General features: G+C 56.3%; 21 protein-coding genes and 5 pseudogenes. 8 read left to right on the top strand and 18 right to left on the bottom strand.

The window, feature by feature from the left end; genetic code table 11:
- Positions 1-57 precede the first annotated feature (57 nt).
- Complete coding sequence (locus tag JCM15764_RS13145; protein ID WP_054696452.1) at positions 58-402, top strand: hypothetical protein; 345 nt, start codon at positions 58-60, stop codon at positions 400-402.
- Between the two features lie 16 nt (positions 403-418).
- Positions 419-796 carry a hypothetical protein gene (locus JCM15764_RS13140; protein ID WP_054696450.1) on the top strand — a complete coding sequence of 126 codons (378 nt, stop codon included), beginning with the start codon at positions 419-421 and terminating at the stop codon, positions 794-796.
- A 19-nt stretch (positions 797-815) separates the two neighbouring features.
- On the opposite strand, the gene JCM15764_RS13135 is transcribed toward JCM15764_RS13140, so the two are convergent.
- The 5 genes and pseudogenes from JCM15764_RS13135 to JCM15764_RS29865 form a co-directional block, all read right to left on the bottom strand.
- Positions 816-1,403: a M23 family metallopeptidase gene (locus tag JCM15764_RS13135; protein WP_243688958.1), complete on the bottom strand. Its 588-nt coding sequence runs from the start codon at positions 1,401-1,403 to the stop codon at positions 816-818.
- A gap of 53 nt (positions 1,404-1,456) precedes the next feature.
- The gene (lipA, locus tag JCM15764_RS13130) at positions 1,457-2,341 is read right to left on the bottom strand and encodes a lipoyl synthase (protein WP_054696448.1); all 885 of its coding nucleotides are present in this window, start codon (positions 2,339-2,341) and stop codon (positions 1,457-1,459) included.
- Between the two features lie 105 nt (positions 2,342-2,446).
- Complete coding sequence (locus JCM15764_RS28450) at positions 2,447-2,716, bottom strand: hypothetical protein (RefSeq protein ID WP_369412325.1); 270 nt, start codon at positions 2,714-2,716, stop codon at positions 2,447-2,449.
- A gap of 67 nt (positions 2,717-2,783) precedes the next feature.
- Positions 2,784-3,263 (bottom strand): lipoate--protein ligase family protein, encoded by a 480-nt coding sequence (locus JCM15764_RS28445; protein WP_369412324.1) that lies wholly within the window; start codon positions 3,261-3,263, stop codon positions 2,784-2,786.
- Positions 3,264-3,317: 54 nt separating this feature from the next.
- Positions 3,318-7,880 (bottom strand): annotated as a pseudogene (locus JCM15764_RS29865) (glutamate synthase-related protein).
- Between the two features lie 135 nt (positions 7,881-8,015).
- On the opposite strand from JCM15764_RS29865, the gene JCM15764_RS23605 reads away from it, so the two are divergent.
- From JCM15764_RS23605 to JCM15764_RS13110, 4 genes are all read left to right on the top strand, one after another.
- Positions 8,016-8,207 carry a hypothetical protein gene (locus JCM15764_RS23605; protein WP_243688956.1) on the top strand — a complete coding sequence of 64 codons (192 nt, stop codon included), beginning with the start codon at positions 8,016-8,018 and terminating at the stop codon, positions 8,205-8,207.
- Complete coding sequence (locus tag JCM15764_RS23600; RefSeq protein ID WP_243688955.1) at positions 8,204-8,551, top strand: hypothetical protein; 348 nt, start codon at positions 8,204-8,206, stop codon at positions 8,549-8,551. The genes JCM15764_RS23605 and JCM15764_RS23600 overlap by 4 nt, the downstream gene beginning before the upstream one ends.
- 109 nt (positions 8,552-8,660) lie before the next feature.
- Positions 8,661-8,828: a hypothetical protein gene (locus tag JCM15764_RS23595; protein WP_243688954.1), complete on the top strand. Its 168-nt coding sequence runs from the start codon at positions 8,661-8,663 to the stop codon at positions 8,826-8,828.
- 210 nt (positions 8,829-9,038) lie between these two features.
- Positions 9,039-9,536 (top strand): BCAM0308 family protein, encoded by a 498-nt coding sequence (locus tag JCM15764_RS13110; RefSeq protein ID WP_054696446.1) that lies wholly within the window; start codon positions 9,039-9,041, stop codon positions 9,534-9,536.
- A gap of 15 nt (positions 9,537-9,551) precedes the next feature.
- Here the strand turns inward: JCM15764_RS13110 and JCM15764_RS13105 are convergent.
- From JCM15764_RS13105 to JCM15764_RS13080, 9 genes and pseudogenes are all read right to left on the bottom strand, one after another.
- Positions 9,552-10,471: pseudogene (locus JCM15764_RS13105) on the bottom strand (diguanylate cyclase).
- Positions 10,472-10,829: 358 nt separating this feature from the next.
- Complete coding sequence (locus JCM15764_RS13100) at positions 10,830-11,666, bottom strand: ribonuclease H-like domain-containing protein (RefSeq protein ID WP_054696565.1); 837 nt, start codon at positions 11,664-11,666, stop codon at positions 10,830-10,832.
- Positions 11,667-11,668: 2 nt separating this feature from the next.
- Positions 11,669-11,845: a YjbQ family protein gene (locus tag JCM15764_RS13095; protein ID WP_279384434.1), complete on the bottom strand. Its 177-nt coding sequence runs from the start codon at positions 11,843-11,845 to the stop codon at positions 11,669-11,671.
- 24 nt (positions 11,846-11,869) lie between these two features.
- Entirely contained in the window at positions 11,870-12,121 is a 252-nt protein-coding gene (locus JCM15764_RS29860; protein WP_279384440.1) for a hypothetical protein, read from the bottom strand.
- Positions 12,122-12,230: 109 nt separating this feature from the next.
- Positions 12,231-12,845: pseudogene (gene priA / locus JCM15764_RS29855) on the bottom strand (replication restart helicase PriA); the annotation flags it as partial.
- A gap of 196 nt (positions 12,846-13,041) precedes the next feature.
- Positions 13,042-14,130: pseudogene (locus JCM15764_RS29850) on the bottom strand (primosomal protein N' family DNA-binding protein); the annotation flags it as partial.
- Positions 14,131-14,253: 123 nt separating this feature from the next.
- The gene (locus JCM15764_RS23590; RefSeq protein WP_369412323.1) at positions 14,254-15,015 is read right to left on the bottom strand and encodes a flavodoxin domain-containing protein; all 762 of its coding nucleotides are present in this window, start codon (positions 15,013-15,015) and stop codon (positions 14,254-14,256) included.
- Between the two features lie 35 nt (positions 15,016-15,050).
- Positions 15,051-15,440: an oxygen-binding di-iron domain-containing protein gene (locus JCM15764_RS23585; RefSeq protein WP_243688952.1), complete on the bottom strand. Its 390-nt coding sequence runs from the start codon at positions 15,438-15,440 to the stop codon at positions 15,051-15,053.
- Positions 15,441-15,577: 137 nt separating this feature from the next.
- Positions 15,578-16,931 (bottom strand): annotated as a pseudogene (locus JCM15764_RS13080) (DEAD/DEAH box helicase).
- Positions 16,932-17,487: 556 nt separating this feature from the next.
- Here JCM15764_RS13080 and JCM15764_RS13075 point away from each other — a divergent pair.
- Both JCM15764_RS13075 and JCM15764_RS13070 read left to right on the top strand, forming a co-directional pair.
- Positions 17,488-18,549: a hypothetical protein gene (locus tag JCM15764_RS13075; protein WP_054696443.1), complete on the top strand. Its 1,062-nt coding sequence runs from the start codon at positions 17,488-17,490 to the stop codon at positions 18,547-18,549.
- Between the two features lie 76 nt (positions 18,550-18,625).
- On the top strand, positions 18,626-19,669 hold the full coding sequence (locus JCM15764_RS13070; RefSeq protein ID WP_054696440.1) for a LysM peptidoglycan-binding domain-containing protein: 1,044 nt from the start codon (positions 18,626-18,628) through the stop codon (positions 19,667-19,669).
- Between the two features lie 144 nt (positions 19,670-19,813).
- Here JCM15764_RS13070 and JCM15764_RS13065 read toward each other — a convergent pair whose 3' ends face one another.
- From JCM15764_RS13065 to JCM15764_RS28425, 4 genes are read right to left on the bottom strand one after another with little or no spacing between them, the layout of a single operon-like run.
- Positions 19,814-20,410 (bottom strand): LysM peptidoglycan-binding domain-containing protein, encoded by a 597-nt coding sequence (locus JCM15764_RS13065; RefSeq protein WP_054696438.1) that lies wholly within the window; start codon positions 20,408-20,410, stop codon positions 19,814-19,816.
- Positions 20,410-21,426 carry a COG1361 family protein gene (locus JCM15764_RS28435; protein WP_369412322.1) on the bottom strand — a complete coding sequence of 339 codons (1,017 nt, stop codon included), beginning with the start codon at positions 21,424-21,426 and terminating at the stop codon, positions 20,410-20,412. Before JCM15764_RS28435 ends, JCM15764_RS13065 begins: the two co-directional genes overlap by 1 nt.
- A gap of 47 nt (positions 21,427-21,473) precedes the next feature.
- Complete coding sequence (locus JCM15764_RS28430) at positions 21,474-21,605, bottom strand: hypothetical protein (RefSeq protein ID WP_369412321.1); 132 nt, start codon at positions 21,603-21,605, stop codon at positions 21,474-21,476.
- Between the two features lie 53 nt (positions 21,606-21,658).
- Entirely contained in the window at positions 21,659-22,960 is a 1,302-nt protein-coding gene (locus tag JCM15764_RS28425) for a tetratricopeptide repeat protein (protein WP_369412320.1), read from the bottom strand.
- Between the last annotated feature and the right edge of the window lie 167 nt (positions 22,961-23,127).

The following is a 23,127-nucleotide window of genomic DNA, read 5'->3' as shown; positions in this document are numbered from 1 at the left end:
TATGAAGGTAAGCGATTTTTCATGTAAGACCAATCATTCTAACGAGGGAGAGGAAACATGAACAACAAGATCTTTTCGATGGGCATAATGATGATTGCAGCACTCTTCGTCTTTTGTGTGGGAGCATCATGGGCCATTGCTGCAGAACCGGCTACAGCAAAACAGGTGGTGGAAAAAAAGGAACTGCGCATCTCCGCCGACGGCAATGCCATCGTCGACCAGGATGGACGTGAAGTGGCTCGCTTCGCCAACGATATTCAGCTGAAGCAGCCGTCAGGCGCAAGCATGAAGTTGCAGGGTTGCATGTGCTGCACACCCGAATGCCTCGTTTACGACAAGAACGGCAACTGCATCAAAACCTACAATTCATGCACCTGGGACTTCGACTGCAGCTGCAAATAGCAGCGGAAGGAGCATCATGGCCAAAGGGTACCAGTCAAACAAGGAACGGCAGGAGATCATCGCCGCCATGGGCAAGGCCTTGGCCAAGCGGGCAAAGTTCGCCTGCGAATGGTGCGAGGGAAAGGAAGACCTGCGCCCATGGGAATACGGAAACCGGGCCGAATTGACCCAAGAAGACGTGGCGCTGCTTTGCAGCAACTGTCGACAACTGGCCGTCGGCAAGAAGGGGGAAGACCATGAGCTGCGCATCATTCGCAATGCTTTGTGGAGCCCCGTTCCGGCTGTGGCCGAGGGAGCGGCGCGGGTCATCGCCCAGAGCAGGGACAGCTGGGCCCGGGAAGCCATTGAAGATAGTTTGATCGATGAAAAAGTGAAAGAAGAATTACTGCGATAACCAACGTTGCAACGGGGCGCTATTCGGCCGCATCCTCAGGCATGATCTTCTCCGGTTCGGGTCCCCCCTTGCCGGCAACGTAATCCTCAACCCACCCGTCTATTTTTTCCTGCATCGCCTGCTTCAACCCCGCCTCCAGCTGTTCGCGCCGCTGTTTGGCATATCCCGGCACCTGCCGTACCTCGTAGTGCACATGGGGACCCGTGGACCTGCCGGTGCTGCCGGCCAGGGCAATCACGGTGGTTGTATCCACCTTCTGCCCCACCGTTACCTTTACCTCTGAATTGTGGCCATAAAAGGTGACATAGCCGTTTTGGTGGTCCACTGCCACCAGGTTGCCATAGCCCTTGTATGAGCCGGCAAAATAGACGGTGCCCGCCTGGGTGGGATAGACCGGGGTACCGAGGGGCACGGCGATGTCGTAGCCGTTGTGATAGACCATGCGGCCGCTGCCGAACGGGTCCGGGCGGTAACCGACGCCGGAAGTGATGAATCCGCCGTCGACCGGTGACTTTCTGGCTGCGGCTAAGGATGATGCCGGCGCTTGGCCAAGGATGACCATGGCCAAAAAGAGCAAAATTTTCATTGAAATAGGAATTTTTTTCATACCCGTTCTGTCCATCTTTGTCCTAAAACCCCTGTTCAGCTGATTTCCCCAAATCAATCGGCAGGGGCATGGGAAAGTTTTGCATGCCCCGTGCCAGTCCCGTAATGTTCGGCATGGTAGGAACTGCGCACGTAAGGCCCGCTCTCCACATGCTCGAACCCCATGGCCAGGGCCTGCTCCCGATAGCGGTCGAAGGTTTCCGGCGACGGGTAATCATGTACCGGATAGTGGCTGCGGCTCGGCGCCAGGTACTGGCCAAGACTCAAGTATGAACAGTCCACCCGGCGCAGGTCCTGGAGAACCTGGAAAAGCTCCTCCTCCGTCTCCCCCAGGCCGAGCATGAGGCCGGTCTTGGTCTTCATTGCCGGGTTAAGCCGACGAATCATTGCCAGCACCAGCAGCGAACGCCGATAATCGGCGCCGGAGCGGATTGAATAAAGTCGCGGCACCGTCTCCAGATTGTGCCCGAGAATATGGGGACAGGCCGAGACGACTGCGGCTATGCTTTCCTGATTGCCGGCAAAATCCGGAACAAGGAGCTCGATCTTCGTCTGGGGCGAAGCATTGCGGATTGCCGCCACTGTTGCGGCATAGAGAGCGGCCCCACCGTCGGCAAGGTCATCCCTGGTGGGGCTGGTGACAACTACGTGGGTCAGCTTCAACAGCTCCACCGCCGTGGCGACCCGCTCCGACTCGGCTTGATCCACTGCCAGAGGTGTCTGCTTTGTCACATTGCAGAAGGAACAGAGACGAGTACAGAGCTTGCCCAGGATAAGAAAGGTCGCCTGGCGCTGGCGGAAGCATTCCGAGATATTGGGGCAGTGGGCCTCCTGGCAGACGGTATGCAGTTGCAGATCTCCCAGCAGACGTTCCATGTCGGCATGGGCAGCGGGGGAGACCTTTTTCTGCAGCCATTCGGGGCGACGGGTGATTTTCATGATTATTCCGGTTTCTTTCCATAGAAAAACAGGCGACAACACACTGACACTTTACTGGGACAGGAACGATAAATCAAGGGTAGAGGGCACTTCCGGTGATTTCGCTCACCCAGTGATTCCGTGGGCATTCCAGGAGAAACTGCCATATTTCTTCTCTTCCAGCTGGCGCCCAGTCTCCAGTTCCCCGGCCGTCAAGGCGTCCGTTTGCAGGACCACCCCCATGGTTTCGGCAAAACACTCTGCCACCGTCTGCTTCAGAGCCTCCTCGTCCACTGCCACGCCAAGTTCGGACAGACTGACGGTGCTTTTGTCCAGGGCGGACATCTTCTCCCGCAGGAATGGGATCGCCGACGATAGGGCCGGTCGCAGTGGCATGGAACCGTGCTGGAAGATCAGCCTTTTGGTCCGTCGCTGGGCGTTGCTCCCAACTTGCGACCGGCAACTACGACATCGTATTCCTCTTTGCCGGCAAAGCAGAAAGCGGTCCTTCCGCCGAGCCTGGTACCGGCCAGGGCGTTATCCACGGCAAATCCGGCCTTAAGCCAAGCCTCCCATAGGTGCAAATGAGGAAGCCGCAGAGCCGGGCAAAGGATTCCTTGACGGTGCCGGCTTTGGCAATATGTTTCGGTGCGCAGACGATGCTGTAGGTGAGCTCCTCGGCATGGTAAATGACGCCTCCACCGGTGATGCGACGCACCACCGGCACCCCCCGCTCGGTACAGAGCTCCAGATCGAGCACCTCTGCAGCCTGCTGATAACGGCCCAGGGAAAAGGCGGGCGGATGCCAGCCGTAGAGGCGCAGCACCGGTTGAGAGGTCTCCGGGTCGAAATGCTCCAGCAGCGCCTCATCGACGGCCATGTTGGCCGGACCGTCCAATGGGCCAGTGTCAATAAGGCGCCAGGATTCTCTAACGAAAGTCATTACCGGGTGGATTCCTCTCTTTAGCATTAGTGCCATGCTCGACAACAAAAAGCATCACTCAGTACTCCGCGGCGTCACCACGACCTTCTCCGGGACGATCTTGACGAAGCGGTTGCGGCAGGAAGCAACGGCACCCTCCACCCAGTCCGCCTCCACTTCCTGCTGGGAGCGGATCAGTTCCCGATGGTACTGGAGCAGAAGTTCCTCCACATTGGTAATATCATTCTCTTCCAGGTCGCGGATTTCCACCCCTGCTCCGGCGGCAATGCGGCGGCGGAGGGCATCCCTGGTCATGCCCATTTCCGGATCGAGATGGCAGTAAACGATACCGCCGGTCATGCCGGAGCAGATCCAGGGGCCAGGATCGCCCAGGACGACAACCCTGCCGGCGGTCATGTATTCAAAGGCAAATCCCTTCAGATTAGCCCTGCCTGCCCAGTTGCCAACGGCGTCGTCCAGCGGTGAACGGATCCTTCCGCCAAGGACCACATTGGCACCGGAAAGGCGGATACAGGCCCGGCTGTCGGCATCACCCTGAATGATGAAAGTGCCCCCTTGGGCGCCATAGGCCAACCCCTTGCCCACTGAGCCGCCGACTCGGACCCCATTGCGGTTTTCCCCCTTGAGGATGACGATCTTTCCGCCACGGGCCGACTTGCCAACCCCATCCTGTGCTCCCCCTTCCACCCGCATGGTGAGGCGGGGGATGTTGAAGGCACCCAAACCATTGCCGGGAATGGAGTCGCGCTGGAAATGGAGCAGCGCCTGCTCCTGGCCGGACAGCCGACCCTGTTGAATATCCCGGACCATGACTCCGGCCAGATGGGTGCCGATGGCCCGATCGGAGCTGGAAGCGTCGGTATCGTCGTACCGGACCCGGGTCTCACCGCTGAGGAAGGCATTATGGACCAGATTGGAGATAAGGGAGGTCAGGTAGTTGAGGGGCTTGCGGATGATGCGTACATTGTCCTCCATCTCCGTCGCGGCAGGAAGCTTTGCCGGGGTCAGCAGATCGGACAGATCCAGGTTTTCCAGCCCCCGCTCCTGGAAAAGCAGGTCTGCCCGCCCCACCAGGTCCTGGGTCCTCCTGGCGCCCAGTTTTGCGGTAAGGATGCGGATCTCCCTGGCCATGCCGCGGAAAAAGGTGGTCTCGTAGATGACGCCGTTTTCCAGCACCCGTGGGACGAAACGTTTCAGCCCTTTGGCCTCGGCCTCTGCCGTGGTCTCGATCTGGGAGGCAATGCAACATGGCAGGTGCCAAGATGGCAGCCACGGCAAGTGGTACAGCCGATGATGACCATGGCCATGGTGCCGAAGCCGACCCGGTTGGCCCCCAGCAGCATCAGTTTCAATACATCCCGGCCGTGCGTGCCCCGCCGTCGGCCCAGATCTCCACCTTGTGCCGCATGCCTGCTTCCACCAGTGCCCGGTGGGCCTCGCTGACACCGATATCTGCCGGCAAGCCGACGAACTTGATGGCATGGCGGCGGGCAGCGCCGGTACCGCCGTCATAACCGCTGATGGTGATGATGTCGGCACCGGCTTTGGCGATGCCGAGGGCGATGGTGGCAATACCGGCCACCGCCGGCACCTTGACGGAGATGCGAGCCCGCGGGTTGGCAGTCCGCAGTTCCTCGACGATCTGGGCCAGATCCTCGATGGAATATATATCGTGGTTGTTGGAGGGGGAGATGAGGCTCACCCCAGGTGTGGCATTGCGCGCGGCGGCGATCTTTGCCGTCACCTTGAATCCCGGCAGGTGCCCCCCCTCGCCCGGCTTGGCCCCCTGCCCCACCTTGATCTCCAGAAAATCGGCGGAGTTGAGAAAATCCATATTGACGCCAAACCGTCCGGAGGCGATCTGCTGGCCGCGGTTTTCCCGGTAGCGCCCCAGCATGTCTGCGATTTCGCCTCCCTCACCGTTCATGCAGACGATGTTGAGGCGGCGTGCCGCTTCGGCATAGATGCGGAAGGGGGTCTCCCCCTGGGAACCGAAGCTCATGGCGGAAAAGAGGATCGGCAAGTCGTGGCTGCCGACGGTGGTATCAACTTCGTCGGGGTCGACGCTCAGCTCTTCCTGAAAGCGGAAGTCGATGAGATGACGGATGGCCAGGGGATTTTCTCCCTCCAGTTGGCGGATCAGGCGCGACAGGTCGGCATAGGTCTCATCCATCTTGGCCACGGCGCCGACCATCTTCCAGATCCGTGGATAGAGGCGGAACTGCACCGGGACCGGCTGCTTTTCCCGGCTGCGAGCCACAGCTGTCCGGCTGCGGTTTTCCTCCTCGAGTCGCACAAGCGTCAGGCCCCCATGACCTGAACCGCAAAAGTTGGGAGTCTCGAAAATCTCGGCCAGGTGACGGCAGAGGCCGATCGAGGCAAAGTATTTACCGTAGCCACCGATTTCGTGGGTTCCCATGGTGGAGATGACCTTCTCCAGCCCCTTGCCCAGGATCGAAAGAAGGTTCTTCAGCCCCATCTCCTCGGCATCGGCCTGTTCCCAGATCAGGTAGGGACAGAGGGCATCGGCCCCCATGCCGAGGGCGAAAATCAGGTCGTGGAGGTTGCGCAGGCACCGGAACGGACTACCAGCGACACGCCACGGCGCAGGGACTCGCCCCCTGCGGCTGTTTCCTCCTTGAGCGCCTTGTGCAGCACCGCCACCACAAGATATGGATCGAGAAAACTCCTGCCGGGGCCGAAAGCGGCACTGTCATCCAGCACCAACAGGCGGGCGCCGTTTCCGGCAGCGGAGACGGCCTCGCTTTTCAGCCGGTCCAGGGCCTGCTGGATCGACTCATTCTGCTGCATGACGCAGGAGAGCAGGCGGTTTCTCCGCCCCCCGAACACCCCCAGCAGAGATTCCAATGTGCAGGTGCCGAAGTGCCGTGCGACAGCAGCGTCCGTTGCCTCCACCCCGCTACGCCTTCCCCCGGTGAGAAGGGGAACGGTAAGATCGATTCCCTGCTGCGTCGGTCCCTTGAAACGTGGTCTTGCCCCCAGGTAAACGCGAATGGAAAAGTGCTCGGACTCCCGCTCCCGGTCGATGGCCGGTTGGTGACAACCGCCACCTGTTCCTTGAAATAGTCGGACAGGTTCTGCCGGGACAGGGAGAGGGCCGCCAGGGGCCCGTCATACCCGAGGGAAGCAATGGGATCGTTGCCTGACCGTGCCATCTCCCGCAAATTCTGCACATCGCTGCTTTTCCAGGCCAGGGCCGACATGAGGTTTTCCAGCACCAGCCTCTGGTTTCGGCTCCACCTCTTATCCCCGGCGCCACTGGACTCCGGCAGGGCACCACCCTGACACATGACCTGCTGTGGGCAGAAAGATTGGTCCTTTTGCGGAATCGCTCATGAATGTGCCGCCGCAGTTCGGGATGGAAGAGCACCCGCACACCCTTGCCGGGCATCACCTCAAGGCCAACCTTTTCCCCCGGAGCCAGGGGTTTCGGGTCGGACATGATCTCCTCGTGGGGCACCACTCCCAACTCCGAGGATATGAAGAGCTCCTTCTCCGTTTCGCCGAACCAGAGGGGACGCAGCCCCATGGCATCGACACTGAAGACACACTGGCTGCCGTGCCGGGCAATGATTGCTGCGGGGCCTTGGGCGGAGGCAGTGAGGAAACGGCGGAACCAGGTATACATGGATGAAAGCTCGGCCGGCATCCTCTCCATTTCGCTGAAAATGGGAGGAAAGACCATTTCCATGGCTTCGAAGAGGGACAGTCCAAAGCGGAACATCAGCCCTCCAGGGTGCGGTTGAGGTCCTGAGAATCGCTGCCGCCGGCAGGCAGGACGATGCCCAGCATTCGTGCTTCTTCCCGGAGGCGGGCGATGGTGTTGATTTCGCCGTTGTGACCGAGCAGGGAAAAGGGCTGGGCGCGGAGCACCGTAGGAAGTGTATTGGTGGAATAGCGGCTGTGGCCGATGGTGATGCTGGAAAGGAAATCGCGCCGTTTGAGTTCCGGATAATAGCGGGGCAGCAGTTCCGGCGCCCCGTGCACCTTGTATGCGGCAACATGGGTGGAAAGGGAGGCGACATGTACGGGAAATTCCTCTTCCAAGGCCACCTGGAGATTGAAAAGGATCTCAGGCGCCTTTGCCGTTTCCGGGCACATAAGGGCAATCTGCCAGAAGAGGGGTTCCCCCAGCCGGGCACTGGTTGAAAGCACCGTGCTCCGCACCACGCCGGGACGCTCCACGAGAACCTTTAGACCGGCATCCTCCATACGCCGGACCACTTTTTCCCTGAGAGCCGGGTCGGTCTGCAGTTCATCTTTAGGAAGCAACAGATGACCTACGGCAAAGGCCGGCGATTCCGCCAGTGCCGGGTCAAGGCCGTTCTCCGACAGGATCTCCTGCCATAATATCCGGGGAATGTCGGTGAGGACGCCGCAGCCGTCCCCCTCGCCGTCGATTTCTCCTGCCCGGTGCCCCATCTTGACCAGTGCCTCGATGGTGCGCTGCAGGTTGCCGTGGGTTGGCTGTGCGCCTTTGTTGATATAGCCGATTATGGCACAGGCATCCCGTTCTTCAGGAACCAGCCCGGATGGATCCAGATCATGACTTTTCATGGCAACCCCATTGTCGATATTGGTACCAAAGCTTCGCATGATGCCCAGCCATGGATGGTGTTAAGTTATAGCAGACGCAGGCAAAAACGGCAACTCCGGGGCAGACGGATATCTGGATTCGGCTGTTGCGCCCCCGATTGAATTGATATATTCTCTGCGGTGCACGGGGGACCCATGCTTGCCAACGATCCGCAGACCAACCATTTTGCCGGTATCCTGCTGACGATCTTTCTTGCCACGATGCAGGAGCGTGTCGGCCGGGCCGGCTCTTTCCGGCTGATACTTTTCGCTCTGCCCGGCACCATTCTCCATGAGTTGGCCCATTTTGTCGTCGCCTCATCACCGGCGGCAGACCCCACGGCTTGAGCATCATCCCGCGCCGTCAATACTGCACCATTGCCGACGGCTCTTCTCGCCGCCTGTGGGTGCTCGGCTCCGTTTCTTTCGGCAATGCCGGCATTTTTTCCACAGTGCCGACCGCTCTGGCGCCCCTTGGCCTGATCGCCATCGCCTGGTACCTGTACCGCCACTGGTTTGCCTGGTTTCCCGCCGACACGCTCCACACCATCCTCCTCTATGCTGCCGTCTACCTTTTTTGCTACAGCTCTGTCCCCTCCACGAAGGACCTGAAGGTCGCCTGCTCCAGCCCGGCGGGGCTGTTGCTCTATGGCTGCCTGGCCACCGGTCTTTTCTATTTTTTCCGGCTGTAAGACCGGCAAAGACACCTTTCTAATTAAAGTGTTTGCCAAATCGAACCGATCTGTATTAGCATCAAGACAGGTTGATTTTCGGTCAGCTTTTTAATACAGAAGGGGGTGAATGAATATGTTTCACGAACCTGCAGCACCCAAGATTATCAGTGTCCTCATCTTCTGGTCCTTCTTCATTCTCATCATGGGCTTCAGCCTGATCACCATGCTCAGCGACAAATATCGCTGGTACCTGCGCTACGCCAGGGTATACTCCCGGGCTTATAAACGCAGATAGGCCCGATCCGTTCCCACCGGCAAAAAAGAGGCCGTTCCCGACACAGGGCGCGGCCTCTTTTCATATGGAGCCTCCTTTGCCGCCCCCCTTTTGAAACGAGATACCCGTCCAAAACCCACCCCCCTCCTACTCTGGCAATAACAACAGGGGGTGCTATACTTAAGGTACTCCAACAATAAAGGAGGGAATTCCTATGCAGTCTCCGGAGAAGTGAATCGTCGCATCAGCGTCGAGGAAAAAGGGCAAAGAGCCGGGCGCAATCCCCAGGCTTACATTCAGCCTAAACAGGATGCTCTCTGCACCATCTGCGGTGCGTTATACCACAACAAACGCTGGTACATGGACGACTCGGAATTGCAAAAGGCAGGTGGCGATACTGCCATTCAGAAGGTAAAATGCCCCGCCTGCCTGATGATAGAGCAAGGCACCCCGGCCGCGGTCGTAACGCTTTCGGGCCATTATTTGAAAAAGCATAAGGCCTCGATTATGGATGCAATAAGAAATACCGAAGCGCATTCACGGGCGAAAAACCCACTGGGGCGCATCATGGAGATAAAGCAGGAACAGGATGAGATTTCAATAACGACAACGGAAGACAAGCTGGCCCAGAAACTGGGGCGGGAAATCCATAAGGCCCATAGTGGGGACCTTCGCTACCGGTGGGGCCATGATGAAAACTTTGTCCGCGTGTTCTGGAACAGGGATTAGTTGCTGGGGAATTTTTCACAGCACGACACGGTTGCGCCCTGCCTGCTTGGCCCGGTAGAGGGCTGCATCGGCGCGGCGGATCAGATCGTCGCTGTTGATGTCGGCTTTGCCCATGAGGGCTATTCCGGCGCTGATGGTAAGGGGGATGACCGTCCCGCCATGATTGATGGTTTCCTGCTCGATGGTTTCCCGCAGTCGTTCGGCAAGGACGACCGCCTCACCAAGGGTCGTACTTGGCGAATGATGAGAAATTCCTCGCCGCCGATCCTGCCGACCACGTCATAGGCCCGCACCACCTCATTCATGCGGTTGGCCACCCATTTCAGCACATGGTCGCCAAAGGGATGTCCCCAGGTATCGTTGATTTTCTTGAAGAGATCAAGGTCGAGCATAATGATGCAGAGCGGCTCGCCCAGGCGGTTAGAGCGCTCGAATTCCTCTTCCAGCCGCCCCATGATGTGCCGCCGGTTTCTCAGACCGGTCAATTCGTCGGTGGAGGCCAATCGTTTCAAACGCTGCTGAGCCTCGTCCAGGTTTATGACGAGACGCCAGGTAAGGAAATAGGTGATGCCTACCACCAGGCCGATAATCAGGATTGCCGCCAGCACGATCAACAGCTGGCTGAGACGGGTCTGGCGGACCAGTTCGGAGATGGTCAGCGTTATGCTGAGAGCGCCCAGGACATCGCCGATCCTGGTGGCATGACATTCCAGGCAGGATTTATCAGCATGGAGGGGGAGCAGGTAACGGTAAATAGGTCCGGATGAATTTTTAAGCACCATCTGCGACATTTCACGATCCCCCTGTCCGAATTTGCGGAGGGCCGTCATTTCAATGGCATCAGGAGTATTGGCAGGGTCCAGTGGATGGGCGCTGACGATGCGAAAGCTTGGTCCCTCCTGCTGCTCGCTACGAACAGAGATCTCCTTGATCATTATGGCATGGTTGCGCAGGGTCAGGGTCCTGCGGTCTGTAGTCTTCAAATCCGGTTTTACCCCGATCCACAGCAGGTAATCGTTTGACTCGATCCCCTTCCTTTTCTCCACATATACGCCGCCATAATCATAGTTCCACATTTTGGTGTGGTCGATAAGGTCTGCATAGGCAAGGGCCTGTTCCCTGACCCGCAGCAGGAGAAGATTGCCGGTACGCTCATAGAGGAAAAAGGAGACGATGACGACAAAAAGCGAAAGAATGATGCACAGGATGAGGAGGAACAGCCTGACATCGCCGAAGTAACGGAATGGTTTTGGCCATAAACCCGGCATAAACTCACCTTGTTGCCCCCATCGGTTAGGGGTAGGAACGTTGTTTCAGCCGCTCAATTGTAGCATAATCTGGAGAAAAGGGCAGTTGCCGGCGCTTTGGCAGATCGAGCCTCAGGCTGTCGAAGAAGGGGGTCTCCTTCAGTTTCAAGTTGTAGGCCTCTACCATCAAGGTTTCCAGATTGACTGCATCCGCCATATTATAGGCCAGCAGGGTTTCCAGTGCTTTAGTATTCCCGTTGACTGCATAATCACGCCACAGGCGCACCGCAAAGGAGCCATCGACACCATCCAGCCCCTCACGGACCAGCCCCAACTGCTTCTCGCATCCTTTGAGCCCCCCTTTGAAACCGAGACTGCGCAGCACATGCATCAGGTCGATGTGGGACTGGGGCAGGGACATATCCAGGTAATGCTCCAGGAAGGGGATGTCGAAGGCCTTGCCGTTGTAGGTGACCAACACCTGATACTTGGCGACATCCTCCCGAAAGTCAGCGAGATTTTGTCCGTGTATGTAATAGCGTACCTCTTTCCCGTCATAAAGTGCAACGGTGGTGATAATGTCTCTGTGACGGGAAAGGCCGCTGGTCTCTATGTCAAGATAGGCAGTGCCATCGCGAAAACTGGGAAACAGCCTCCAGTGAAGCCTGGCCGGCAGCAGCTTACTGAAGTAGCCGGGATCCGGCTGCAGCAGACACTTTTCCGACTCGTCCAGGGAGAGAAGAGCTGCATGATTCCTGGTCAGAGAAAAAACCGGCCTGGTCTGGGCGTGAAATGCGTCCCATGAATGGATGCCCTGCAACCACAACTGCTTTTCCATGGCGGTGCTGACCCCGGGAATATGACAGAAGGTTCTGGTCAGCATGGTCATTCTCCGATGATCTTCACAAGGACCCGCTTGCGCCGTTTGCCGTCGAATTCGCCATAGAAGACCTGCTCCCATGGACCCAGATCCAGCTTGCCGCCGGACACGGCAACTACCACTTCCCGGTCCATGACGGTTCGTTTGAGATGTGCGTCGGCATTATCTGTCCCTGTTTCCATTTCAGTCTCCATAAAGCAATCCTGCTACAGCATATCCAGCGGATCAATATCGATTGTTATCCTGACAACCGACGGCAGCTTGACCTGCCCCCTGAACCGGGCGATCATGCGGTGCAGCTCCGGGCGTTGCCCTGACTTGAGAAGGATCTGCCGCCGGTAGCGGCCACGGATCATGGCCAGGGGCGAGGAAACCGGTCCCAGGATCTCCACCCTGCTTTTGGCTTCCCTCTTCAGACGATGCAGTAATGCTGCTGCTGTCGTCGCCCCCTTCTCCACCTCCGGGGCAGAATTTCCAGAGAATACCAGCACCGCCAGGTAAGCAAAGAGGATAGCCTATTTCTTTCCGGAAACCGATTTCGTCCTGGTAAAATCCCGCGAAATCATGGGCAACAGCGCGGGTTATGGCATAATGCTCCGGATTGAGAGTCTGTATCAGGACCTTTCCCGGTGCGTCGCCGCGCCCCGCCCGCCCGGTTACCTGGCTGATCAGCTGGAAGGTCCTCTCACTGCTGCGAAAATCCGGGATGTTCAACGTGGCATCGGCTGATATTACCCCCACCAGCGTCACGCCGGGGAAATCATGCCCCTTGGCGATCATCTGGGTGCCGACCAGAATATCGATGGTGCCGTTTTCAAGTCCCTTCAACACCCTGGCATGCCCGCCACGGCCGGTGGTGGTATCCCGGTCCATGCGGCCAATTCTGGCATCGGCATAAATCTCCCGCACCTCTTCTTCGACCCGTTCCGTTCCTCGCCCCAGCAGGGCGATGGACTGGCTGTCGCATTTGGGGCAAACGGACGGGGCGGGAATGGAGTAATCGCAATAGTGGCAGAAGTGGCGCTCGCGACGGCGATGGTAGGTAAGGGTCACCGAACAATTGGGGCAGCTGAGCACGGTGCCGCATTCTTCGCAGACCAGATAGGTGGCAAAACCGCGGCGATTGAGGAAGAGAAGCGTCTGCCCGCCAGCTGCCAGGTTGTCGCCGATCGATTTGATCAACTCCGGCAGGAAGGTGGCGCCTTTCCGGCCGCGGGCATCCAGTAGCTCGGTTCCCGCATCGGCAGATTACGGACCCTTTCGGGAAGCTGCAGATAGCCGATTTTTCCCTGCTGTACCGCATGTAGGTGGTTACCAGGGGGGTTGCCGACCCGAGAACCACGACCGCCCCCTCCATCTTGCCCCGAACCAGTGCCAGGTCCCTGGCATTGTAATGGAAGCCTTCCGACTGCTTGTAGGAGGATTCGTGTTCTTCATCGACAACGATGATCCCCATGGGGGAGAGGGGAGCAAACAGGGCGGAACGGGCTCCGATGACGATGGAAACCTCCCGGCGCCTGATCCTCCGCCACTCGTCATAGCGCTCACCATCGGAGAGACCGCTGTGCAAAACGGCAATGCCGCAACGAAAACGGCTCTTGAACCTCCTTACCAGCTGCGGTGTGAGGGCAATCTCCGGCACCAGAACCAGGGCGGTTCGCCCCCTTTCCAGCACCTGGGCAATGGCCTGCAGATAGACTTCTGTCTTACCGCTGCCGGTTACGCCATGGAGGAGAAAAGGGGCGAACTGCTCTTTGATCCCGGCAGCTGACAGTTGTTCAAGGGCCGCGGCCTGATGGAAGTTGAGTACCAGCGGCGTATCGTGGGTGAAAACCTCTTCCCGGAACGGATCACGGTAGACTTCACGCTCGGAGCCTTCAACCAGCCCCAGGTCCTGCAGACGGTGGAAATTGGCCGCTGTGGCAGCGAACTCACGGCGAAGCAGCCCTGCCGGCGCTTCGTCAACCCGGCGAAGATATTCCAGCAGACGCAACCCCTTGCCACGCAGGTTAACCGGCAGTTCCACATCAGGTAGTGCCCGGTAAAAGGTCTCCCTTTTTACCGTTCGTCCCCCCTTGAGCACTTCTTCTCTGCTCAGTGTTCCGTCTGCCGATTCCACACTGCGTGTCCGGCTGGCAAGATTGATACCGGCAGGCAGTGCCGCCTTGATCACTTCCCCCAGCGGGTGGAAATAATAGCCGGCGCTCCAGCGCAGGAAATCCAGCTCCTTTTCCGTAAAGAGCGGCTCCTCGTCAAGAACGTCGATAATCTCCCTGATTTCTTCAGCACTCTCAGACACATTGCCGATCATATAGCCGGTGATCTTGCGCCTGCCGAAGGGGATCAGCACCCGCACCCCCGTTTTCATCCGGCAAACCAGCTCCGGCGGCACTCCGTAATGAAAGGTGGCATCAAGGGGGAGCGGTACCGCAACTTCTATGATTTTCAAGGCGTGGTGCTCTGTCATGATGACCGACATTATGGGACCGGCAAGGGACCGTGTCAAATTGAATATCCGAAAACAGGGACGCAAAAAAGCCGGAAAATTCATGACGGCTTTTCCGGCTTTTTAACTGTACATGGTTTGAAACTATTTCTTCAGCACTTCCTCGGCAATGGCCCGTCCCAGTGCCTCACACTGCTCCAGCGCCTCGGCCCGGGGTGTGAACGGTGCCCTGACAAAGGATACCGGCAATTTAAAGTTGAGCCCCTTGAGCCTTTCTTCGGCCAGACGGCAGGCCTCACCACTCCAGCCGTAGCTGCCGAAAACTGCGGCAATATTGGTTTTGAGGCGGACGGTTGAAAGATAGGCAAGAACATCCCACATGGGCTTTGGCACATCTCGATTAATGGTGGGAATGCCGAAAATCAGCGCATCCCCAACTTCCATCAGATCCCGGATCTCTGCTGCCGTAAGCTCATTAATATGCCGGCAGTCAACCTGAACGCCGGCTGCCGCCGCTCCCCTAACCACGCTGGCCGCCATTTTTTGCGTATTGCCATGGGGAGAAATGTAAAAAAGGACGATCTTTTTGTCCCCTGCTTCGGGGCGACACCAGCTTTCATAAAGTCCCACCGTTTTCCAGGGATCGCTGCGCAGCACCGGGCCGTGGCTCGGGCAGATTACCGCGATCTTCTCGTTTTTCATCTTGTCGATAGCCGTCAGCGCCTTGTCCTTGAAGGGACGCATGATGGTATCAAAGTAAAATTGCATGTCGGCGCTGAAATCGGGAAGTTCGTCATTGAAAATGGAAGAGCCGCAGTAATGTGAGCCGAAGGCGTCACAGGTGAAGACTACCTCGTCCTCCTCAAGCAGGGCGAACATGGTGTCCGGCCAGTGCAGGAACGGCACGACCAGAAAACGCAGACGCTTGCCTCCCAGATCGATTACCTCCCATCCTTGACAATCTGCGAGGGGAATGGGGTATGGATCAGATTGCCGAGAAAGGTATGGGCGGCCTGGGTCGAGACAACCTTTGCCTTTGGACAATGCTTGAGCATAAAGGCAAGAGAGCCGGAATGATCCGGTTCGGTGTGGTTGACGACGAAATAATCGATATCGGCAGGATCTACCAGCTGCCTGACTTTCTCCAGGTACTCCTCACCCCTTTTCCCCTTGACGGTATCGACGACGGCAATTTTGTCCCTCCCCTTGATCAGGTAGGAGTTATAGGTCGTACCGTGTTCGGTGGGGAAGAGGTCGTCAAAGGTGCGCAGTTCCGGGTCTTTTACCCCGATCCAGAAAATGTCAGGCTTGATCTCGAAAATTTCTGCCATTGCTAACTCCTTGTAAATGCATTTGAAGTCAAAAAATAATACCCAATTGGGGCTCATTAGGCAAGATTGGCCGGTAAAAAAAAACGCCCGGTTGCCCGGCGTCGTTGCTTTAATGTTATTCTGCTGTCAAATCGCCATTATGAGTGCCGCGCATCGCGGCCGGTTTTAAGACTGCGGTATTCCACAACCGGCTGGGAGCTTCTCGCCCTGGGAGCAGCGCTTTTCCGAGCCTGGGCAAAACCGCCACCCTTTGTGTCATCCTTGCCTTGACGGCGACCGTTGCCGGCGTAGGGAGTCTTGCCGCGTCCGTTTCCGGGCTGGCTGCGCTTCCCTGAAGTGCTGAGACGGCGCAGGGGACGGGTTGGCTCCAGGCCGGGAATCACATGCATCGGCAAGGTCTGGCCGGTGTACCGTTCGATCCGATCAAGGTAATTCAGGTCGTTCAACGAGGCGAAAGAGATGGCGATGCCGGTAGCCCCCGCTCTTCCCGTTCTGCCGATCCGGTGAACATAATCCTCGGCAAATTTGGCAGATCGAAATTGATGACGTGACTGATGCCGTTGACGTCCAGTCCACGGGCCGCCACATCGGTGGCTACCAATAGCCTGATCTTGCCGCGCCGCATGTTTTGAATGGTCTTGTTGCGGGCATTCTGGGTCATGTCGCCATGGAGGGCTGCAGCGGCATGTCCCTGGGCGTGAAGGTCACGTGCCAGAAGATCGGCATCCCGCTTGGTGGCTGAAAATATTATGGCTTTGGTAACGTCGCCATCGGCAATGAGGTGCTGCAGCATGCGGGTCTTGTGCTGCAGATTATCGGCCACATGGAGCGCTGCTCAATCTGCTCATGGGTCGTTTTCTTGCCGGCGATCTCGATACGTACCGGATCTTTCAACAGTCTCTGGGCCAGCTTGGCCATGACATCGTCCATGGTCGCCGTAAAGAGCAATGTCTGACGGTTGGCCGGAGCGGCGGCGGCTATCCTGTCCACGTCTTCGCTGAATCCCATGTCCAGCATCCGGTCAGCTTCGTCGAGGATAAGCAGTTCCAGGCGGGAAAGGTTGATTCTGCCCCGGTCAAGGTGATCGATCAAGCGCCCCGGAGTTGCTACGATCAGGTCGACCGGACGTGACAGAAGCTGCAACTGCTCACGGTATGGCATCCCGCCGAGGATGGCGCCGCTGGTGACGCGCATGAACTTACCGTAATTGCGAACGGCATCGGTGACCTGGTTGGCCAGCTCGCGGGTAGGGGTGAGGACGAGGATGCGTGGGCCGCGGCCGGGGATCGGGGAACGAACGTTCAGCCGCTCCAGGGCAGGCAGGGTAAATGCTGCCGTTTTACCTGTCCCGGTCTGGGCAGAGGCAATGAGATCCTTGCCTTCGAGAGCCAGGGGTATCGCTTGTTCCTGAATAGGTGTGGGCGTCGTGTAACCGCAGGCGGCAATGGCTTTGAGGATAAGAGGAGACAACTGCAATGATTCAAATGACATGTGAATTCCTTTGGTTTTCGGACGGGAAGCTGCAAACAGCGATCCTGTGCCGGAAACGGCTGAAGATGAGACGCGAAACGCCGTTGCGGCAACCATTGCGACGCATAAATGACGGCAATAACACGTATGACCGGCTCAACTACATCGTCGCCAACCATATGTGCTACTGCATTTCATGGGAGTGCTGAATATGCAGATGGGGGTTAGTGAGCGATGAAACAGGGGATGGGAAAGACTGAGAAGCAATGAAAGAAACAGGTCCCCAATTGAACAGACTCTTCAATATACACGGAAACGGCAGGGATGCAAGTTTTTATTTAAATATCGCAAGCAAAACGGTGCCTCGATTTGGCTACACATAAAATCAATAGTTATTAAATACAGGTCGAAATGGCCTGCCGAAGATCAAAGGACCATCTGCCTGTCCAGATGGACATCCCTGTACACTTGCGTCTGGCCGCCGAATGCATTAAAAATCTTTCGACAACATTAATGCTATTGATTATAAGGGCGCTGTCACATAAAATGGCTATCATTTCATAAGGCAAAGGAAAGCATGATTAACGTCCTCCTCATAGCAGATCAGGTACGGTTGGAGCAAATCGTCATCTCGGCCGCCAAAGCATGCAATGCCAACGTTCATCATTTCGTCAGCCTGAATATTCCTGAGGAAGTCAAATCTGGCTCGCCTGCAGTTATTTTTATCCAGAATCGTCTTTCCGGTCTCTCCGGCGACATCCTTGCCAGACACCTGCGCACTTTCTTCAGCTCTGAGGCCGGATCCGTCATTCTCCTCAGCGCTGACACCAGCGATTCTCCCCAAGCACTTAAATTTGTCGATGACTGCATAGACTTGAACCAAAGTGATGCTGAAGTTGCACTGAGGGTAACCGAGGCCCTGAACAACCATATGTGCAAATCAGGATCAAATACCCCAGACATGGCTATCGCTGGAGGACCGGGAGCACCTGAACCTGCGACGGAGGTGACTGACCGTGTCTCCCTCTCCGGGGGCCAAATCAGCCTGCAGCAGAAAGCGACTGTAGATTCCCCTTTTCTCGATAAGCTGGAAGGCGCTCTTACCGATCTTGAGCCGTTCCCGATCCAGGACCGGACTTCCCCCCAATCGGAATCCCATTACGCGGAACGGGCGGGCGACTTTGTTATTGAGGAAGAGGCGCCACGACAACGAGTCTGGTTTTACCTGGGGGTCTCCATTGTCTTTGCCGCCTCACTTTACTTTTTCATCGGCGGAAAACTGCAGGTGAACCGAAAGCCCTCCACGACATCCGCCACTGCCCCCCGAACAGCGACCGGCCCGGGCATGACCAGGCTGCCCGCATTCATCCCCACCAGCAGGCCTGATCTTGCCTACGGCAAAGAACATCCAGGATGGGAACGTTACTTGGACAGCAGCAATGAGTTCAAGGTCTTCAGGAAAAATGGTGTGATCAGCGCACTGCAGATCATCGACCGCAGCGCCAAGGGGCTTTCCGGATCATTTGTCCGGAATGTCTCCATGAAAGTGCCGCGGCCGTCAGCTATTCCATTACCTCCACCGAAGCAAAAGGAAATTACATCATTGAAAAAGGCGTCACCGGCAAAGCCAGTGTCATAGTTTACAGGCGAAAATCTGATCGGCAGATGAAGGCATTTGTCTTGTATTTTCAGTGACAGCGGAAGATGGGAAAGAAATGATAAGACTAAGACTAGGATTAATTGCCACCGCCATTTTTGTCGTGCTTTCCGCCAGAGCGGGAGTTGCCGGGGATTCTCCCTTTGAAATAGATATCAGAGAGCTTGATAGAAATACGACCCCTGCCCCGTCAAAAAAGAGAGTCTCTGCCGCCAAGCCCCCTCATCCTGCAGCAGCCAAAGCCATTGACCAAAGGAAAGGCGACCAAAGAGAGCGGAAGCCATTATCAAGAAGCGGCCATATGAGCTACACGGTCAAAAATGGCGATCATATCTTCAAGATATTGATGAAGCATTTCGGCATGACTAACGCAGCAGCTGAAAAACTTATTCCCGAAGTTGTTAGTCTCAACAAAATCGCGGACATCCGGAAATTGAATATCGGCCAGACGATCCTGATACCAACCGGACTGTCACATACTGCAGTTGCTCATAAGAAAAAAAGAGAAGCCGAGGCGGCTCTTTCGGCCTCTTCGGCAGCGGAACCTGCAATTCAACAGCGGTTTTCCACGGTTCAACCAATTGAAGCGCCAGTCAGCGCTGCCATAGCTGTACGTTCCGTAACGAGCAAAGATCCTTCCGAAGTCGCCGACTCAATCCTTAACATACTTGCCGTCAAGCCGGGCAAAGACCATTTTGTCGAAACGTCGTCGGCAACCCAGCAGGCATTACGCTTGAGCGCCAAGGTCGATCGCTTTTTCGAAAGCAATGGTAAGCATTTCATGGTCAGCTTCTCTGCGGCAGATCCTTTTGCTTACACGGTTTACCGGTTGTTGGAGCTTGAAGGTATCAAGCTTATCAGGATTAATCGGGATGCCGATCTTAAACAGGTGGCAACATCCATTCTTTCCGCAATGGACATTTCCTTCAGTTATGGGGAGCATGCGGTTTTGCTTAACGATAGAAACCGCACCAGCACAAGCCTCAATGGTTTTCTCTTCACCAGGGAGACGACGCCGCCACGACTCATTCTGCTGACCGAAATACCTGTCGCCGCTCTGACGGCTGAACTACTGGAACGCAAGGAAACAGATCAAAGATAAGAGGGTTACCTGGCTTGAAAAACATCATGGGTCGGTCGGAATGCAAGGCTCCAGCGAAGAGGAAGCGAGACGGATACTGATATACTTGGAGTTTCCAAATTAGCGGCAACACAGCAGACCGGCCCCGCAATAGTTTTCAACAGCCTATTGGCGGGACATTTTTAACAGGCAGTCGGCACGATAGAGGCTTGCATCGGCAGCCAGCGGCGAATTTGGAAAATCGGCAAGAAATCTATCGAATTCCTGTAACGCCTTGCTCAGCTGCCCTTTTTTGTACGCGGCAACAGCTCTTTCGTACTGCAGAAGGGAATGATCGGAGGCACCTTCAACAGGCTGTGGTTTAGCCTGTACCTCTGGGGCGGCGGGCTCGGCCATGCTCTTTGCAGGCCGCAAAAGAGACCGCTTCTTTTTATCGCCCCTGGTGGCGGGATGGGCGGCAGTTACCGGAACCAGCAGTCGTGAACCGGCAAAAATAAGGTCGGGATCAGCTATTTTATTAAAGAGCAGAATCTGTGGGAAATAGGAAGCCCTGCCTCGATACTTCCTGGCAAGCCCTTTCAGGGTGTCACCCTTGCGGATGGTAATACCTTCCACAAGAATTCCCTCTTCCGGGCCTGCCGGAACAACCCCTGATTCCGCCGGCTTCGGCACATAGAGCATTTGGGAATCAGCCGAAAAAACCGTCACCGGAGAAACGCTCAGAAGCAACCAGCCTGTCAGTCCCCACGCCAAACACCGCATCAGTAGTTCATCCCCAGCAGATCCTGGTATTTCAGGGTGTTTTTAATCTGCATATTCGTACCAACAACGGCACCGGATTTTACCTTGTAGGTGATCTTGATATTGCGCTTTTCACCGGACCCCATGTCCTCGAAGCGCCAGGTGTAGACGCCACCGGTGCCGCTGGAGAAAGAGGGATCGGCAGAAACTATGGCCAGCTGTTGCGGCAGGACCGTTTGCACATCAACCACCTTGGCAAGATTGGAGCCGCGATTGGTGCAGCTCAGTTCAAAGGAAGAAACCTCTCCGGGCTTCACCTTTCCCCCTTTGCCGGTCATGATAAGGTCAAGCACCGGGCGTGAATAAACCAGACGCATGTTCAAAGAAGCACTTTTGCTCCTGTCCCCTTCCGGCTCGAAATTTACCGCTATGGGCATGCTAGAGCCGTCCGCCTCATTTATCGGCGTTGTCACCTCCAGAACCACATAAGCTTCTTCCTTTGGAGCCAGCGGGCCCACGTGGGTTATCACCGGCTCATTGTCCTGTTTTTTCCCGTCCCGGTTCAAATCCTGATAGAAAGAATAGGAAGCATTTCCTGGAATGAGCGGCTTGATGCCGAAGTCGTCGCGGATGTTGCCGGTGTTGGTGACAACAATGGGAACCCGCAACGTCTGGCCGGGAATCACCACCAGCTTTTCAGCGCTGGTCTTGACGTTGACGCCACTGACTCCTTGGACGACTGTGGCAGGAGAGAGGAAGGAATCTCTTTTTTCCAGTTCGCTGTTGATGACATCGGCCCGAAGAAAGAGTTCCTGCAAGGCCAGGGCATCCTCTTTCAACTGAAAGGTGAGGTTGAATTCCCTGCTTTCGCCGGAGTTAAGCTGCAGGCCATCCAGAACGAGAGCGGCCTTCATTTCCGGTTTGAATCCGGCAGGGACAAGACTTACCGGCTCATATTGGGGGGGATAAGTCAGCCTGAGAGTGACCCCCCTGGCAGATGAGGTACCTATATTCAGAAGGTCCAGACGGTAAGACATTTTCTGCCCCGGAAGCAGCTGTGACTTTTCCGCCTTTACCACCGCCCTCAGCAACGGAGCGGAAAAGGAGAGTCTGACTTCCTTGGATTGGGAAACATCAGGGCAAAACCGGAACCGATCTTGATGGGGAAGCTTGCTTTCTGCCCGTCGATCACTCCCCTGGGTATGGTTACGGTCATCAGTGCCCTGAATTTTTCGCCTGTTTGCAATGGTGGTGTCACATTTATGGGATTCACCGGCTGAGCGGCAGAGGTGAACTGGACATTGAAATCCGCGGGGAATCCGGACTCCAGGTAAAAACTGTCGCTGCCGTTGCCCAGGTTGACAATGTCAAAGGGTATAGTGAAGCGCTTACCAGCTTCCAGCGATTGCGCCGGTGGCGTAATGGTAAAATCCAGATCGGCAAACTGCCCGACTTCCAGGGAGAGTACCTTGGCGTTTTCGCCTGAACAGCCGCTCCGGTTGCAGCAACGGCAGGGTACACGATGCCCAGCTCCTTGAGCTTTGTTGTGGCGCTTGCTGCGGCTGAACTCCCCGGGAAACGGTCGATCACAGATTTATATTCGGTTATTGCCTTTTCACGCAGCGTTGCCGCTTTGCTGGCCTTTGATTTTTCTTTTTTCCTGCCGGTCGATGCTGCAGCAGTCCTGGCGGAACCTTTCTCAGCAGCAACTTTCTCCTGAGCCGCTTTTTCGGCAGCAGCCTTCTCTGCAGCAATGCGCAGTTCTTCTGCTTTCTTGGCGGCGGCAATTCTTTCTGCCTCAGCCTTTTCCCGGGCGGCCTTTTCTGCAACAGCTTTCTCTGCCGCTGCCTTCTCGGCGGCAGCTTTTTCAGCTGCCAGCTTTTCCTGACGTGCTTTTTCGGCAGCAGCCTTTTCTGCCACAACACGCAGTTCTTCAGCCTTCTTTGCGGCAGCGACTCTCTCCGCTTCAGCCTTTTCCCAAGCGGCCTTTTCAGCTGCCGCTTTTTCCGCTGCTGCCTTGTCCGCTGCCATTTTCTCCTGGCGGGCCGTCTCTGCCTCCGCCTTCTGAACGGCCAGGCGCATTTCTTCAGCCCGTTTGGCTGCAGCCCTCGCTTCAGCTTCAGATTGTTCCTGCGCCACCCTTTCAGAATTAGAACTTTCGCCTTCAGCTTTCTCACCGGAAGCAACTGCCTCTCCTCTGGCATATTTTCCCGCCAGGGCTACAAGGTCGTCCTCCACCGTCCCTTTTAACGGACTGTCCGGATATTCTTTGAAAAATTGGGCCATATATCTGGCTGCGTCCTGTTTGTGCCCTGCCTTGTAATTGGCACGTGCCAACCAGAAAATGGCCATGTCCCGCAACGGGGTGTCCGGGTAACTCTTCAGCAGAGTTCCCATCTTATCGACCGTGGTCTGGTAGTCCTTTTTTTGATAGGCATTGAAGCCAGTGATAAATAACTGGGAATCTGCCGAATCAAGGCAAAAGGCGGGGGTAGTCAAAAGCGACGCAACAAGGAGAAGGGGTAAGAGGGTCCTGCATGGCAAAGCACGGAAAAACTTATTTAAATTCACGGTGTACCTTTCCGAGCCAGATCTGGGATAGTCTGAAAATTAGTGACGAAAGTTACCATCTTAATTGAAGATTGTCAATTGAGAATGGCTCCGTGAATGGGCAAGAGAAGGCATTTGCGTCATGAAAAACGAGCAGCCTTTTCACTGATACAACCAAACCTAGGAGT

It is taken from the genome of Geotalea toluenoxydans JCM 15764, from assembly GCF_001311985.1.
In the GTDB taxonomy this organism is placed as follows: Bacteria; Desulfobacterota; Desulfuromonadia; order Geobacterales; family Geobacteraceae; genus Geotalea; species Geotalea toluenoxydans.
Note: the sequence above shows the minus strand (reverse complement) of the source record. Positions and strands in the feature narration are given on the sequence as shown.